Annotated in this window: 12 protein-coding genes and 2 tRNA genes; 10 read left to right on the top strand and 4 right to left on the bottom strand. The window is 70.6% G+C overall.

Translation table 11 applies throughout. The features are described 5' to 3' along the window. The first annotated feature begins 82 nt into the window (after positions 1-82). Positions 83-916 carry an alpha/beta hydrolase gene (locus tag ACK1X7_RS17930; RefSeq protein WP_382953242.1) on the top strand — a complete coding sequence of 278 codons (834 nt, stop codon included), beginning with the start codon at positions 83-85 and terminating at the stop codon, positions 914-916. Positions 917-1,056: 140 nt separating this feature from the next. Here ACK1X7_RS17930 and ACK1X7_RS17925 read toward each other — a convergent pair whose 3' ends face one another. Next, a complete protein-coding gene (locus ACK1X7_RS17925) occupies positions 1,057-2,529 on the bottom strand; it encodes an amino acid permease (protein WP_385142100.1) in 1,473 nt (490 codons plus the stop codon). A 181-nt stretch (positions 2,530-2,710) separates the two neighbouring features. On the opposite strand from ACK1X7_RS17925, the gene ACK1X7_RS17920 reads away from it, so the two are divergent. After that, positions 2,711-3,199, top strand: a complete 489-nt coding sequence (locus ACK1X7_RS17920) for a ribose-5-phosphate isomerase (RefSeq protein WP_364000567.1) — start codon at positions 2,711-2,713, stop codon at positions 3,197-3,199. Next, on the top strand, positions 3,199-4,008 hold the full coding sequence (locus ACK1X7_RS17915) for an Fpg/Nei family DNA glycosylase (RefSeq protein ID WP_413115344.1): 810 nt from the start codon (positions 3,199-3,201) through the stop codon (positions 4,006-4,008). The genes ACK1X7_RS17920 and ACK1X7_RS17915 overlap by 1 nt, the downstream gene beginning before the upstream one ends. A gap of 60 nt (positions 4,009-4,068) precedes the next feature. Here ACK1X7_RS17915 and ACK1X7_RS17910 read toward each other — a convergent pair whose 3' ends face one another. Further along, positions 4,069-5,301 (bottom strand): GNAT family N-acetyltransferase, encoded by a 1,233-nt coding sequence (locus ACK1X7_RS17910; protein ID WP_385142108.1) that lies wholly within the window; start codon positions 5,299-5,301, stop codon positions 4,069-4,071. 128 nt (positions 5,302-5,429) lie between these two features. Between ACK1X7_RS17910 and ACK1X7_RS17905 the strand changes: the two genes are divergently transcribed. From ACK1X7_RS17905 to ACK1X7_RS17895, 3 genes are all read left to right on the top strand, one after another. Beyond that, the gene (locus ACK1X7_RS17905; RefSeq protein WP_385142111.1) at positions 5,430-6,572 is read left to right on the top strand and encodes a PP2C family protein-serine/threonine phosphatase; all 1,143 of its coding nucleotides are present in this window, start codon (positions 5,430-5,432) and stop codon (positions 6,570-6,572) included. A gap of 149 nt (positions 6,573-6,721) precedes the next feature. Next, positions 6,722-7,552, top strand: coding sequence for an ABC transporter ATP-binding protein (locus tag ACK1X7_RS17900; protein WP_385142114.1), 831 nt, complete (start codon positions 6,722-6,724; stop codon positions 7,550-7,552). Continuing rightward, entirely contained in the window at positions 7,549-10,077 is a 2,529-nt protein-coding gene (locus tag ACK1X7_RS17895; RefSeq protein WP_385142117.1) for an ABC transporter permease, read from the top strand. Before ACK1X7_RS17900 ends, ACK1X7_RS17895 begins: the two co-directional genes overlap by 4 nt. A 66-nt stretch (positions 10,078-10,143) precedes the next feature. Here ACK1X7_RS17895 and ACK1X7_RS17890 read toward each other — a convergent pair whose 3' ends face one another. Continuing rightward, positions 10,144-11,328 (bottom strand): acyltransferase family protein, encoded by a 1,185-nt coding sequence (locus ACK1X7_RS17890; RefSeq protein WP_390793196.1) that lies wholly within the window; start codon positions 11,326-11,328, stop codon positions 10,144-10,146. Positions 11,329-11,943: 615 nt separating this feature from the next. On the opposite strand from ACK1X7_RS17890, the gene ACK1X7_RS17885 reads away from it, so the two are divergent. Beyond that, on the top strand, positions 11,944-12,138 hold the full coding sequence (locus tag ACK1X7_RS17885; protein ID WP_078641423.1) for a hypothetical protein: 195 nt from the start codon (positions 11,944-11,946) through the stop codon (positions 12,136-12,138). 121 nt (positions 12,139-12,259) lie between these two features. Here the strand turns inward: ACK1X7_RS17885 and ACK1X7_RS17880 are convergent. Next, positions 12,260-12,333, bottom strand: a tRNA-Gly gene (locus ACK1X7_RS17880). Positions 12,334-12,512: 179 nt separating this feature from the next. Between ACK1X7_RS17880 and ACK1X7_RS17875 the strand changes: the two genes are divergently transcribed. The 3 genes from ACK1X7_RS17875 (at position 12,513) to ACK1X7_RS17865 (ending at position 15,069) form a co-directional block, all read left to right on the top strand. Continuing rightward, positions 12,513-12,589, top strand: a tRNA-Pro gene (locus tag ACK1X7_RS17875). 155 nt (positions 12,590-12,744) lie between these two features. Next, positions 12,745-14,175, top strand: a complete 1,431-nt coding sequence (tig, locus tag ACK1X7_RS17870) for a trigger factor (protein WP_385142125.1) — start codon at positions 12,745-12,747, stop codon at positions 14,173-14,175. A gap of 279 nt (positions 14,176-14,454) precedes the next feature. Further along, positions 14,455-15,069 carry an ATP-dependent Clp protease proteolytic subunit gene (locus tag ACK1X7_RS17865; RefSeq protein WP_161561328.1) on the top strand — a complete coding sequence of 205 codons (615 nt, stop codon included), beginning with the start codon at positions 14,455-14,457 and terminating at the stop codon, positions 15,067-15,069. Positions 15,070-15,078 lie beyond the last annotated feature (9 nt).

Raw genomic sequence — 15,078 nt, 5'->3', positions numbered from 1 at the left:
CGCTCAGGAGGCAATCATCTTGAGCGGTGTGCGGACCGCCCCGGATCGTGGCGGCACCCGCCACGGCAGAAGGAAGCGATACGTGACCACCCCCCGCGTCAAGACCACCAAGGCGTTCTACCGCACCGGCTCCACCACCTGGTTCGCCTCCCGGCACGACCAGCGGTTCTCGTTCGGCCTGCATATTCCGTCGGTGCACGAGACCACCGACACCCCGCTGCCGCTGATGGTGATCCAGCACGGCACCGGGCGTACCGCGTCCCAGTACCGCGACGCGATGGCCGAGTTCTCCGAGCGCCACGGCTGTGTCGTGCTCACCCCCTTGTTCCCGGCGGGCATCGGGGACCCGGAGGATCTGCACAACTTCAAGTTCATCGAGTACCGCGGCATCCGTTACGACCAGGAACTGCTGGCGATGGTGGCCGAGGCGGGGGAGCGGTTCCACATCGACACCGAGCGCTTTCTGCTCCAGGGCTTCTCGGGCGGCGGGCAGTTCGCGCACCGCTTCCTGTATCTGCATCCCGAGCGGCTCAGCGGAGTGTCCATCGGCGCGCCCGGCCGGGTCACGCTGATCGATCCCGACCGCGAGTGGTGGCTGGGCACGGCGGGGTTCGAGGAGCGCTTCGGGGCGCCGCTGCGGCTGGAGGAGATCCGTAAGGTGCCCGTGCATATGGCGGTCGGGGCGGAGGACACCGAGACCTGGGAGATCAACAACCCCGGTGACTCCAACTGGATGGACGGCGCCGACGCCGTCGGCCGCACCCGCGTGGAGCGCATCACCGCGCTGCGGGACAACTACACCGCGCTGGGCATCGACGTCACCCTCGACATCGTGCCCGGCGTCGGGCACCGGGGCATGGGGGTGCTGGACGCGGTCCGGGCCTTCGCGGAGCGGGTCCTTCCGCGCGTCGTCTGAGCCCGGCACAACTCCCGTACGCAGCCCCCGAGACAGCCCCCCTACGCAGCCCACCGGACCCGGCCCCGGACACGGCTGTGCCCCCGGGCGGCGGTCGGTACACCGTCGCCCAGGGGCACAGGGAATTCAGCAGAGCGCCGCTACGGGGCCGCCGTCTCCTTGGCCGAGGCGTCGGAGGAGACGGCCGGGTCGGGGCCGCGACCGGCGGCCAGGCGGTCCCGGACCAGGGCGAAGGCCACCACGAGCGCGGCCACCAGCGCGGAGAGGATCACCTGCTCGCGCCCGTCCTTGTCGGTGAGCATATAGACCAGGACGAACGAGATCATCGCGATCGTGGCCCAGGTCAGATACGGGAACAGCCACATCCGGACGATCAGCTTCTCGGGGTTCTCGCGCAGGATGATCCCGCGCATCCGCAGTTGGCTGAAGCAGATCACCAGCCAGACGAAGAGCGCGACCGCACCCGAGGAGTTCAGCAGGAAGGTGAAGACCGTGTCCGGCCACTGGTAGTTGAACCAGACCGCGACGAAGCCGAAGACGACCGAGCCGAGGATCGCGGCCGCCGGCACGCCACGGCCGTTGGTGCGGGCGAAGGCGGCCGGGGCGTCGCCGCGCTGGCCGAGCGAGAAGGCCATGCGGGAGGCGGTGTAGAGGCCGGAGTTCAGACACGAGAGCACGGCGGTCAGCACGATCACGTTCATGATGTCGCCGGCGTGCGGGATGCCGATCGAGTTCAGCGCCGCGACATAGCTGCCGTCGTCGGCGATCGCCTTGGAGTCCCAGGGCAGCAGCGTGACCACGACGAAGATCGAGCCCAGGTAGAAGACCGCGATACGCCAGATCACGCTGTTGGTGGCCTTGGTGACCGCCCGCTGCGGGTCCTCGGACTCACCGGCCGCGAGGGTGACGATCTCGCTGCCCATGAAGGAGAAGACCACCAGCAGCACACCGGTGAGGATGGCGCCCGGCCCGTTCGGCAGGAAGCCGCCGTGATCGGTGAGATGGGCCAGGCCCGCGCCCTCGTTGTCCGAATGCGGCAGCACCCCGAAGACCGCGAGCCCGCCGACCACGATGAACGCGGCGATCGCCACGACCTTGATCCCGGCGAACCAGAACTCGAACTCACCGTAGGAGCCGACCGAGACCAGGTTGGTCGCGGTGAGCACCACCATGACGATCAGCGCCCAGCCCCACTGCGGGACCGCCGGCCACCAGCCCTCCAGGATCTTGGCGCCGGCGGTGGCCTCGACCGCCAGCACCACGACCCAGAAGAACCAGTACAGCCAGCCGATGGAGAAACCGGCCCAGCGGCCGAGCGCCCGGTCGGCGTAGGCGGAGAAGGAGCCGGAGGTGGGATTGGCGGCGGACATCTCGCCGAGCATCCGCATGACGAAGACGACCATGAGGCCGACCAGCGCATACGAGACGAGGATGCCGGGACCGGCCTTCGCGATACCCGCGCTGGAGCCGACGAACAGACCGGCGCCGATCACTCCGCCGATCGCGATCATCGACAGATGGCGGTTCTTGAGCCCCGCCTTGAGGCCGTCGGGCGAGCCCGGATCGCCGGGAGCCCGCTGCTGCTCCGGCGTGGTCGCAGGTTGTGCGCTCATGTGCTGGATTCCTTTGCTCTCGCGTTAGGAGCGACGCCAGTGAATCTCAGGAGGTCCGCCAGTAGAACCTTTGATTCCAGATTGTTACTTGAGGTTTTCATGAGGTTCCTTGGTGCTACAGGGTTTTATGCGACGCCTACCCGGGGCAGCGGGGGCCACACGGCCATGACACACTCGGAATATGCGCGTGTACCTCGGCTCGGATCATGCCGGTTTCGAATTCAAGAACCACCTCGTGGAGTGGCTCAACGCGGCCGGCCACGAGCCCGTCGACTGCGGCCCGCACGTCTACGACTCGCAGGACGACTACCCGCCGTTCTGCCTGCGCGCCGCGGAGCGGACCGCCGCCGATCCCGAGAGCCTCGGCATCGTCATCGGCGGCTCCGGTAATGGTGAGCAGATCGCGGCGAACAAGGTCAAGGGGGTGCGTGCGGCACTCGCCTGGAGCGAGCAGACCGCGGCCCTCGGCCGTGAGCACAACAACGCCAATGTGATCAGCGTCGGCGCCCGGATGCACACGCAGGAGGAGGCGACCAAGTTCGTCGAGATCTTCCTGAACACCCCGTACTCGGGCGAGGAGCGGCACACCCGCCGTATCGAGATGCTCAGCGCCTACGAGACCACCGGCGAGCTGCCGCCCATCCCGGCCCACCACCCGCAAGGCGACTGATGCCCGAAGGGCACACGATCCACCGGCTGGCCGCCGACCACCTCGAGACCTTCGGCGGCCGGCCCGTCCGGGCCACCAGCCCACAGGGGAAGTTCGCCGACGGCGCCGGGCTGATCGACGGCCAGCCGCTGCACCATGCCGAGGCCCACGGCAAGCACCTCTTCCTGGACTTCGCGGCCACCGGCTGGGTCCATGTCCACCTCGGGCTCTTCGGCACGTACGCCTTCGGCCCGGCCCCCGCGCCGCCCGCCACCGACACCGTCCGGCTGCGGCTGGCGAACCCCGGGGACTACGCGGATCTGCGCGGCCCGACCGCCTGCGCGCTGATCACCGACGGGGAGAAGCAGGCGATCCACGACCGGCTGGGCCCCGATCCGCTGCGCCCGGCGGACGACGGCGAGCGGGCCTGGACCCGGATCTCCCGCAGCCGGGTCAGCGTGGCCGCACTGCTCATGGACCAGAAGGTGATCTCCGGCGTGGGGAACGTCTACCGCGCCGAGGTGCTCTTCCGGCACGGCATCGACCCCTACCGGCCCGGCCGGGCGCTGACCCGCGCCGAATGGGACGCGATCTGGGCCGATCTGGTGGCGCTGATGCGCGAGGGGGTGCGGAACAACCGGATCGACACGGTCCGCCCCGAGCACACCCCCGAGGCGATGGGCCGCCCGCCGCGCGTGGACGACCACGGCGGTGAGGTCTATGTCTACCGGCGCGCCGGACAGCCCTGCCATGTCTGCGGTGGCGAGATCCGCACCGCCGATCTCGCCGCCCGCAACCTCTTCTGGTGCCCTGACTGCCAGCGGCCGTAAGGGCCGCATCCGCCGCCCTGGAGCCGCCCTGGAGTCACCCCGAAGCCGCCCCCCAAGCCGTCAGAAGCCGTGGGGCAGCCATGGGGCGACCGGAGAGGCGAAGGCCGTCGCGGCCTCCGTAAGGGCGCCGTGACGGACCTCCTGGACGCGTCCCGCACCCGCCAGCGCGGTCAGCGAGACCCCGCCGAGATACGCCGCCCCCAGCTCCCGTACGCCCAGCCGGAGATCCGGAGCGTCCTGCGTGCGCTCGCAGGAGGCGCCCTTGGTGTCGCCGCTCAGCCGCCAGCGCCCCTCGTTCCACGGGCAGAAGGGGTCCGTGACCTCCAGGACGGTGTCCACCGGGGTGGTGTACGTCCGCCTCTCGAGCGCGGCCCCCACATCCACCAGGCGGACGTACAGCGAGTCGCGCAGCCTTAGGGCGCACCGCCGGATGTCCGAGACCAGGTGCTGCCACGGATCGTCGACCGGGCGGGAACCGGTCCGGATCACCGAGGTCAGGTCGAGTTCGAAGAGCAGCCGCCACAGGGCCGCGTAGGAGGCCGGGTCCAGGGCCTCCAGGTCGTGCAGGATGACCGTGCCCTTCGGCCCGGCCAGCTCCCAGTCGGGCTTGACCGAGAAGCGTACGTAGCCGCTGACCTCGCCGCCCGACTCGGCCAGCACGCAGCGCAGCGGGGACGCGCCCTCGCGCTCGCCCGGCGGGTCCAGCAGCGGCAGCCGCTCCCAGCCGGGGCGCCGCTCCAGCATGCCCGGCCGGGCGGACACCCGCCGGGCGTAGACCGCCTCGCACGCCTCGACGGCCGACTCCAGGGGCACCGCGCGCAGCCGCACATCGTCGGTGCCCTCGGGGACGGTCAGCCGCACCTGGGTGGTGTCGATCTCGGCGTAGGCGTTCTGAGTGGCGGCGCCGTACCCGAAGCGTCCGTAGATGTCCGGTTCCGATGCGGTCAGGACGGCCAGCGGCTCATCCCCCGCCGCACGTATGTCGTCCAACTGCCGCCGCATCATGCTCCGCAGCACTCCGCGCCGCCGGTGCGTGGCCTGCACGCTCACCATCGTGACGCCTGCCGCGGGGACGATCGCCCCGCCGGGAACCGACAGCCGGAAGCTGAACAGCCCCGCCGTGCCGACGATGTCGGCGCCGTCCCACACGCCGATCGAGCGCTCGCATTCGGTCAACTCCCTCCACAGCGCGGATTCCTCCGGCGCTTCGGGAACTCCTCCGAATGCGAGTACCAGTTTTCCGTACCAATCATCCCAAAGCGATGGGTCGAGCACACGTAGCTCAGTCCTCATATTCCCATCCCTAGCAGCCGTTTCCCGTACACGCGAACGAATTTCGCTTACTATTGCCCCCCTGGCTGGGTGGTTCAACGCGCCACGAATCGACGCGCGTCCGAACGGGTGGGTAGGGTCCCGATGCAATGACTGGCCGCGTGGACACTCCGTGGGCCCGGATGCGCAGAGCTCTGCACCGGGCTCGCACAGGCGTGCGCAAAGCCGGAGTCGACTATTTTCGCGGCGAGGGCTCCGACCGGCTCGCCCTCACCGCGCTGCTCCTCGGCATCCCCGCCATCGCCGGCGGCACCATCGCCCAGCCCGACTGGTGCTCCCCGTCCGCGCTCGTCCTGCCCATCGTCGCGGGCGGGCTGCTGCTGCGCCCCGCCAGCCTGCTCGCCCTCTACGCGGCGGCCGCCACGGCCCTGATCGTGGAGTCCGCCGTGCTCGGCCCGTACACCGAGGAGGACGCCTCCTCCCGGGTCACCCCCGGCACCATCCTGGTCGTCGCCGCCGTGGGCTTCTTCGGCCTGCTGATCGCCCAGTTCCGCAGCCGCGTCGGGGTGCCCTGGCGGCGCGGCGGCACCATGCTCTTCGACCTGCGCGAGCGCATCCGCGTCCAGAGCAAGCTGCCCGGTCTGCCGCGCGGCTGGCACCGCGAGATGGCGCTGCGCCCGGCCGGTGGACAGTCCTTCTCCGGTGACTTCGTCGTCGCCGCCCGCACCGGCGGCGGCCGCACCCTCGAGGTCGTCCTCACCGACGTCTCCGGCAAGGGCATGGACGCCGCCTCGCGCGCCCTGCTGCTCTCCGGCGCCTTCGGCGGCCTGCTCGGCTCCCTGCCCCCGCACGGCTTCCTCCCGGCCGCCAACGGCTATCTCCTGCGCCAGGACTGGGACGAGGGCTTCGCCACCTCCATCCATCTCGTCCTCGACCTCGACAGCGGCGACTTCGAGCTGTTCTCCGCCGGACATCTGCCCGCGCTCCAGTTGAGCGCGGGCACCGGCAAGTGGGAGGAGAAGTCCGCCGACGGCCCGCTGCTGGGCGTCTACGACGGCGCCCAGTTCGACCCCACCAAGGGCACCCTCCGCCCCGGCGACGTCCTGATGCTCTTCACCGACGGCCTCGTCGAGACCGCCGACCGGGACATCAGCGAAGGCATCGACCGCCTTACCGGCGAGGCCGATCGCTACGTGGGCTCCGGCTTCCACGGCGCGGCCTGGCATCTGATCGAGACGGTCGCGAAGGACGTCAACGACGACCGCGCCCTGCTGCTGATCTGCCGCCAGTAGCCGCACCTTTCCCGCGCGACCGCCCGCCCGCGAGGCCCCGGCGGGGGTTAACCCCACCCCGGATACGCCGGTCGCCGTCATGGCTGCCAAGGGGCCCCGATCCGTACGTTCGAGGGGAATCGGGCGAACTCCTCGGAAGGGTCACCACCATGCGGCTGCGCAAGCGGCGAGAGACGGCGGCACCGGCGCCGCACCACGACGCCCATGCCATCGAACTCCACGGCATCCAGCGCCGCTACGGCCGTGGCCGTACCGCCGTCCACGCCCTGCGCGGCATCGACCTCGCCCTTCCGCGCGGCAGCTTCACCGCCGTCATGGGCCCCTCGGGCTGCGGCAAGTCGACGTTCCTCCAGTGCGCCGCCGGGCTCGACCGGCCGACCGCGGGGTCCGTGCGGCTCGGTGGCACCGAAATCACCGGAATGAGTGAGAACAAGCTCACCGCGCTGCGCCGCGCCCGCCTCGGGTTCGTCTTCCAGTCCTTCAACCTCCTCCCCTCCCTGACGGTCGAGCAGAACGTGCTGCTCCCGATGCGGCTCGCGGGCACCCGCCCCGACCGCCACCGGGCCCGTGAGGTGCTCGCCCAGGTCGGGCTGGGGGAGCAGACCAGGCGGCGGCCCGGTGAGCTCTCCGGTGGCCAGCAGCAGCGGGTGGCCATCGCCCGCGCCCTGGTCACCCGCCCCGATGTCGTCTTCGCCGACGAGCCGACCGGCGCCCTGGACACCAACACCGCCGCCGAGGTGCTCACCCTCCTGCGGCAGGCCGTGGACGCGCTGGGCGCGACCGTCGTGATGGTCACGCACGACCCGGTCGCCGCGAGCTACGCCGACCGCGTGCTCTTCCTCGCCGACGGCGCGATCGCCGACCGGCTCCTCCGCGCCCCGGCGCATGAGATCGCCGAGCGGATGACCCGCCTCACCGCCCGCACTCCGGCCCCTGCCACGGCCCCCGCCACGGCCTGGACCGCGGAGGGGGTCCGGTGAGGCCGCTCACCAACGGACTGGCCCGCGCCGCCGTCCGCTTCAAGCCGTCCGCCTTCGCGGGCACCTTCATCGCCCTGGCCGTGGCCGCGGCGATCGTCTCCGCGTGCGGCATCCTGCTGGAGACCGGGATCCGGGCCTCCGTACCGCCGCAGCGCTATGCGAACGCCCCCGTCGTGGTCGCCGCCGACCAGCGGGTGCACTACGTCATCGGCCACGGCGACGGCCGCTCGGACGAATCCGAGCAGGTCCCCGACCGCGCCCGGCTCGACGCCTCCCTGGTGGCCACCGCCGCCCGCACCCCCGGGGCCGCGGCCGCGGCCCCGGATACGACCTTCCCCCTGCGCACCGCCCATGGGGCGCTCACCGGCCATGGCTGGGGTGCGGCGCCCTTCACGGGGGTGGCGCTCGCCTCGGGCACGGCGCCCCGAGCCGGCGAGGCCGTCCTCAGCCCCGGGGCCGCCCGTGCGGCGGGCACCGGCGTCGGTGGCCGGATCACCGTGACGGCGCCGGACGGCCGCCATACGTTCCGGGTCTCCGGTGTCACCCGTAAGGCGGGCGGCGCCGACGGTGACGGCCTTACGGCGTGGTTCACCGACCGCCGGGCCCAGGCGCTGAGCGGCCATCCCACCACCGTGGACGCCGTCCTCGTCCGCCCCCGCCCCGGCACCACCCCGGACCGGCTGGCCGCCCGTCTGGAGCGGACCGTGAAGGGCGCGGCGCACTCCCCGCGCGTGCACACCGGCGGCGGCCGGGGCGCCATCGAGGAGCCCGCGCTCGCGAACGCCAGGGAGACGCTCATCGCCCTCGGGGGCTCCTTCGGCGGCATCGCGACCGCCGTCGCCGTCTTCACCACCGCGGGCACCGTCGCCCTCTCCGTCGGCCAGCGCGGCCGCGAGGTGGCCCTGCTGCGGGCGATCGGCGCCACCCCGCGCCAGATCCGCCGGTCCGTCGCGGCCGAGGCGCTGCTGGTCGCCCCGCTCGCGGGCGCGGCCGGACTGCTGCCCGGATACGCGCTCGCCCACTGGTGGTTCGGACAGCTCAAGGAGAAGGGCGCCATCCCCGGGCCCGTGGAACTCTCCGTCTCCTGGATCCCGCTCGTCACCGCCGTCGGCGCCGGCCTTCTCACCTCGCTCCTGGCGGGCCTGATGGCCGCCCGCCGCCCGGCGCGGATCCCGCCGGGGCGGGCGCTCGGCGAGGCGGCCGTCGAGCGGCTGCGGCCCGGTGTGATCCGTACCGTCCTCGGCGTCGCGGCCCTCGTCGGCGGCATCGTCATGACCGGCGTCGCCGCCTCCGCCTCCGGCGACGACGCGGCCAACGCCGCGCTCGGGGTCGTGATGCTGTTCATGCTCGCCGTGGCCCTGCTCGGCCCGGTCATCGCCCGGCTGTGCGCCTGGCTGATCGGTCTGCCGCTGCGCGCGGGGCCCGCGTCGGCCCATCTGGCCGAGGCCAACAGCCGGGCCAACGCCCGCCGCCTGGCCTCGGCGATCACCCCGATCGTGCTGGCCATGGCCTTCGCCTCGACGCTGGTGTTCATGCACACCAGCGAGGACCACGCGGGCGACCGCCAACGGCGGGCGGGCATCGTCGCCGACCAGGTGATCTCCGCCCCGGACGGACTCCCCTCCGATACCGCGGCCCGCGCCGGCTCCGTACGGGGCGTGGCCGCGTCGGTGGGGCTGCTGCGCACGGGGGTGCTGGTCCCGGTGGGCTCGGGCGACGGCCGTTGGCTGCGGACCGCCTCGGCTCAGGGCGTCTCGGGGAGCGGCCGCGATGTGGCGGCCGTACAGGACCTGGACGTCCGTAAGGGGCGCCTGGCCGCCCTGGGGCCGGGCCGGGTGGCCGTCGACGCGCTCCTGGCGAAGGCGGCCCACGCCCGGGTCGGCCACCGGCTCGCCCTCCACCTCCCGGACGGTACGAGGATCTCGCCCACCGTGGTCGCGATCTACGGGCGCGGGCTGGGCATCGCCGAGCTCACCGTCCCCCGTACGGCGCTGGCCGGCCATGTGACATCGGCGTTCGACAGCGATGTGCTGGTGCGGGACGCCGAAGATGCCGACCGTAAGGCCGTCGCGGCGGCGCTCGGCCGACTCGGCGAGCAGGTCACCGACCGGGACGGCTACGCGGCGGCCCAGAACGAGGACCGGAAGCTGAACGCCTGGGCCAACACCGTCATGGCGGCCGTCCTCGGCGGCTTCGCCGCCGTCGCCGCCGTCAACACCCTGGTGATGACGGTGCTGGACCGCCGCCGCGAACTGGGCACCCTGCGCCTGATCGGCACCACCCGGCGGCAGGTGCTCGGGATGGTGCGCTGGGAGGCGCTGCTGGTGGCCACGGCGGGCATCGCCCTGGGCACGGCGATCGCCCTGGCCACGCTGGTGCCGATGATGCGCGGCCTGACCGGCGAGGACCCGTATGTGCCGCCGCTCACCTACGCGGGCTTCGCGGGCGCCGCCGTAGTGCTGGGCCTCGCGGCGACGGCGCTCCCGGCCCGTGCGGCGCTGCGCCGTACGACGCCGAAGCCGTGAAAGGGCTGGTCCGCGGGGGTCCGCGGGCCAGCCCTTCGCGTCGTGCGTGTCGTGCTCGTCGGCGCGCTAGGCCGCCGTCGTCGTACGGCTGCGGGCCTGTTCGGCGGGGTCCTTACGGAAGGCCCAGGCCATCTTCGGCTCCATGGCGAAGCGGAAGATCCGCTGCACGGGAGGCGTGCACAGCACGGTGACCACGGAGGCGGCGATGACCGTGACCGCGATCTCCCCCAGCGGCTTGTGCAGCCACTCGTTGTTGTCGAACCAGCCCCAGAAGCGGGAGCCCTTGGCGAGGAAGCCGTGCAGCAGATAGCCGTACAGCGTCCCGGCGCCCAGCACCGTGAACCACATGTGCCGCCGCGGCACCCAGGCGAAGAAGCAGCTCACCAGCACGACCGAGCAGCCGAAGAGGGCGAGCGTCATCACCGGGCCGGTCCACGGCGGCGCGCCCAGCTCCTGGACGCTGTCGCGGTGGTAGAACCACACCGAGGTCATCCGCGGCGCCGCCCAGTAGGCGAAGACGAGGGCGCACGCGAAGATCGGCACGGACGCGATCCGCACGGAGCGGCGGCGGACCATCTGGAAGTGCTCCGGCTTCATGCACAGGCCGAGGACGAAGAACGGCAGGAACTGGAGCAGCCGCTGCATGTCCAGGTCGTCACCGATGTCGGGCGAGACCGCGGCGAGGGTGGCGACCGCGAGCGAGAGCGGGATCGGCCAGCGCACCAGCTTCCAGAGCGGAGTGGACAGCCGCCATACGAACAGCGCGATCAGGAACCAGGTGAGGTACCAGGGGTCGAGCAGGCTGAAGTCGTACGTCGGGTCGTCGTCCGCCCAGCGCTTGAACAGCGTGTACGCGACCTCGAAGATCACGTAGGGCACCGCTACGCCGGTGATCAGCCGCTTGAGCCGGTCCGGCCGCATGTCGAAGCTGCGCGAGAAGTAGCCGGAGATCACGATGAAGGCCGGCATATGGAAGGTGTACACGACCATGTACAGCGCTTCCGCGGTGCGGCTGGAGTCGGTCAGCGGCTCCCAGGAGTGGGCCATCGCGACCAGCACGATCGCGAGGTACTTCGCGTTGTCGAAGAACGCGTCCCGCTGCTTGGGCTTCTTTCCGGCGGGGGCGCTGGGGGCGGGCGGGGTGGACGCCTGCTGCCCTGGTTCTTCGGCCCGCGGCGTGGGGGAAGTGGGCGCCGCCTCCTGGGGGAGGGGAGTCCGCTGATAACCGTGCGGGCGCAGGGAGTTGGTCACAGGCCCTCCCCCCAGGAACTGGGGGAGACCACCCGGGACATCACTGCGCGTGGGGGAGTCATGGCAGCGTGAAACATCTAAGGCACGATAGCGCTCAAACCTGTATTGCGTAAAACCTCGTTCTGTTTGCTTTCCGTTCATGCTCTTCGCATCACGACCGATAGTCGGCTCCGGGAAGTCGATGGGGAGTCGACAAAGCGATGCGATCATTCAATATCCCGGCCCAGGCTGCCCGTTCTGACCACTTTCATCCTACTTAATTGGGGCATATGCCCCGCAGGAGGCTCTGGCGGAATGTCTGATTCATTGATGCTTTGTCACCCTGCCGAGTGATCGCCGGACGAATTCCGAATTCCCGCCCGAGATCATCCGGAGCGGTCGGAATTAATCGGCCGGGCGTCGCGCCGAGTTGTGGGCAGTATCACCCGGGCCCCTTTGGATGAGCGGATACCGGCTGGGTACCGGAGGGGTGGGTGGCGTGTGCACGCGTGACCGTATATCGCTCCATCCCGCTGCTGAGCGGGGGGAGTTGATGGCACGATGGTGGCTGCGGGGGTGTGCGGGGTCGCGTGCTTCCGGGGCCTGTGAGACGTGTGCGACTGAGGGTGGGATGTTGTGGCCATTTCCCTGTCATTGGTGCTGCTGGTGGGCATCATCCTGGTGATAATGATCCGGAATGGCCGGGTCAAGTGGGGTCCTGCCCTCGTCGCGATCCTCTTCGGGTTCCTGCTCGCCTCGTCCAACGTCGCGCCGGACATCCAGAAGTTCCTCGACTCGGCCGCCGAGGCGATTGCCGACATCAACCCCTGACGCCGCCCGACTCGGCCCCGAGGCATCCGAGCCCCGCGTCACGGGGGCGCGGATGCCCGGACGAGTGCGCATACGCAAACGGCCCGGCTCCGGGGAGATCCCCGGGCCGGGCCGAAAGCGGTGGAGCGGGCGACGGGAATCGAACCCGCGTAGCCAGTTTGGAAGACTGGGGCTCTACCATTGAGCTACGCCCGCACACGCCGCGTACACGGATGCACCGGTCGCCCGGACACTTCCGCCCAGGCATGATCACCCGGATCGCGGCACGAGATGCATCGTAGCGGTTCTCCACCGTTCCCCGCACACCCTTGCCCACCAGTCGAATAACCGGCAGCCAGGGGGTCCGCGGGCATGTACCCTACGTGTCGCACCGACGGGGTGTGGCGCAGCTTGGTAGCGCGTCCGCTTTGGGAGCGGAAGGTCGTCGGTTCGAATCCGGCCACCCCGACCATCCACAGGCGTCAAGATCGCGTTGTGGGGCCCGTCATGCTTGCGGTTACTATGCAAGCTGCGTGTCTGTGTCTTTTTAACCGGACGCGAATCCGCTGCGACGCGACAGCGCACCGTAGCTGAACACCACACGTCAGCCCCCAAGGAGACCGAACCGTGAAGAGCGCCGTGGAGAACCTGAACCCGACCCGGGTTCGGCTCACTGTCGAGGTGCCCTTCGAGGAGCTCAAGCCCAGCCTCGACGCGGCGTACAAGAAGATCAACCAGCAGGTCACGGTGCCTGGGTTCCGTAAGGGCAAGATCCCGGCCCGCATCATCGACCAGCGGTTCGGTCGTGGCGCCGTCCTGGAAGAGGCCGTCAACGAGGCGCTCCCGAAGTTCTACACCGACGCGGTCAACGAGGGTGAGCTGAACCCGCTCGGCCAGCCCGAGGTGGACATCACCGAGCTCAAGGACAACGAGCTCCTGACCTTCACCGCCGAGGTCGACATCCGCCCGACGATCGAGATCCCGGACTACTCCGGTATCGAGGTCACCGTCGACGCCGTCGAGGTCTCGGACGAGGACCTCGACAAGTCCGTCGAGCAGCTCCGTGAGCGGTTCGCCACCACCAGCCCGGTGGAGCGCGCCGCCGCCGAGGGCGACATCGTCGTGATCGACCTCGAGGCCAAGGTCGAGGGCGAGGTCCTGGAGGACGGTGTCGCCACCGGCGTCACCTACACCATCGGCTCGGGCGAGCTGCTGGACGGCATCGACGAGGCCGTGACCGGCCTGGAGGCGGGTGGCGAGGCCACCTTCACCTCCGAGCTCAAGGGCGGCTCCGCCCAGGGCAAGGAGGCCGAGGTCTCGGTCAAGGTCTCCGAGGTCAAGGCCCGTGAGCTGCCGGAGCTCGACGACGACTTCGCCCAGTTGGCCAGCGAGTTCGACACCCTCGAGGAGCTGCGCGCGGACAGCCGTACGCGCCTGGAGCGGTCGAAGAAGTTCGAGCAGGCCACCCAGGCCCAGGAGAAGGTGCTGGACGCCCTGCTGGAGCTGGTCGAGGTGCCGATCCCCGAGAAGCTTCTCGAGGAAGAGATCAACACCCGTAAGCACAACCTCGAGCACCACCAGCTCGGTCAGATGGGCCTGAACCTCGAGTCGTACCTGCAAATGCAGGACAAGACCGCCGAGGAGTTCGACGCCGAGCTCAAGGAGCAGGCCGAGAAGGGCATCCGGACCCAGTTCGTCCTCGACGAGCTGGTCAACAAGGAGCAGCTCTCGGTCGGCCAGGAGGAGCTCACCGAGCACCTCATGCGCCGTGCGCAGTCCTCCGGCATGAGCCCGGACCAGTTCGCCCAGGCCGTCGTCGAGGGCGGCCAGGTGCCCATGCTCGTCGGCGAGGTCGCCCGCGGCAAGGCGCTGGCCGTCGTGGTCGAGGCCGCCAAGGTCGTCGACGACAAGGGCGAGACCGTCGACCTGGACGACGAGGAGGACGAGACCGGCGAGACGGTCGAGGCCACCTCCGAGGCCGTCGAGGAGCCCGCCGAGGCCGAGGCCGCCGAGGCGCCCGCGGAGTCCCAGGAGAAGCAGGAGAAGGCCGAGAGCTGATCCCGGTCCGCTCCACAGCCCGTACGAACGGGCCCGAACGTCTGCACGCGTCCGGGCCCGTTCGTGTTCCGCGATGCCGGTCCGGCGCCGGAACATGCGCTCAGAGCGAACAGTTACTGATGCGGGATGGCGCCCGCCGACCAGCGCGTTAGGGTCCGTAGATACGAGGGCAGGGGAGTCTCGCAAGCCCGCCGGGGCCGCACCGGCGGCCACACCCCCGCACCCCAGAAGAAGACGCTGAGACGGCCAGTCAGCCGTCAGAGACGAGCAGGTGGATACGTGACGAATACGATGCCTTCCGCCGCCGGCGAGCCGACCGTCGGTGGCCTCGGCGACCAGGTCTACAACCGGCTGCTCGGCGAGCGGATCATCTTCCTCGGCCAGCCGGTCGACGACGACATCGCCAACAAGATCACGGCTCAGCTTCTTCTGCTCGCCGCCGATCCGGACAAGGACATCTACCTCTACATCAACTCTCCGGGCGGCTCGATCTCGGCCGGCATGGCGATCTACGACACCATGCAGTACATCCAGAACGACGTGGTCACCATCGCGATGGGCCTCGCCGCCTCGATGGGGCAGTTCCTGCTGAGCGCGGGCACCCCGGGCAAGCGTTTCGCGCTGCCCAATGCCGAGATCCTGATCCACCAGCCCTCCGCGGGCCTGGCGGGTTCCGCCTCGGACATCAAGATTCACGCCGAGCGGCTGCTGCACACCAAGAAGCGCATGGCCGAGCTGACCTCTTTCCACACCGGCCAGACGGTTGAGCAGATCGTCCGTGACTCCGACCGCGACCGCTGGTTCTCCGCCCAGGAGGCCAAGGAGTACGGCCTGGTCGACGACGTCATGACGTCCGCCTCCAGCGTTCCGGGCGGGGGCGGCACCGGGGCCTGAGTCCCGCCG

It is taken from the genome of Streptomyces sp. CY-1, assembly GCF_047218265.1.
Taxonomy (GTDB): domain Bacteria; phylum Actinomycetota; class Actinomycetes; order Streptomycetales; family Streptomycetaceae; genus Streptomyces; species Streptomyces niphimycinicus.
This window is presented reverse-complemented; position numbering and strand designations above follow the sequence as displayed.

Bases quoted from the DNA above. Each gene is read 5' to 3' on its own strand.
- ACK1X7_RS17925 (WP_385142100.1), bottom strand. From the start codon at position 2,529: ATGAGCGCACAACCTGCGACCACGCCGGAGCAGCAGCGGGCTCCCGGC.
- ACK1X7_RS17920 (WP_364000567.1), top strand. From the start codon at position 2,711: ATGCGCGTGTACCTCGGCTCGGATCATGCCGGTTTCGAATTCAAGAAC.
- ACK1X7_RS17915 (WP_413115344.1), top strand. From the start codon at position 3,199: ATGCCCGAAGGGCACACGATCCACCGGCTGGCCGCCGACCACCTCGAG.
- ACK1X7_RS17910 (WP_385142108.1), bottom strand. From the start codon at position 5,301: ATGAGGACTGAGCTACGTGTGCTCGACCCATCGCTTTGGGATGATTGG.
- ACK1X7_RS17905 (WP_385142111.1), top strand. From the start codon at position 5,430: ATGACTGGCCGCGTGGACACTCCGTGGGCCCGGATGCGCAGAGCTCTG.
- ACK1X7_RS17900 (WP_385142114.1), top strand. From the start codon at position 6,722: ATGCGGCTGCGCAAGCGGCGAGAGACGGCGGCACCGGCGCCGCACCAC.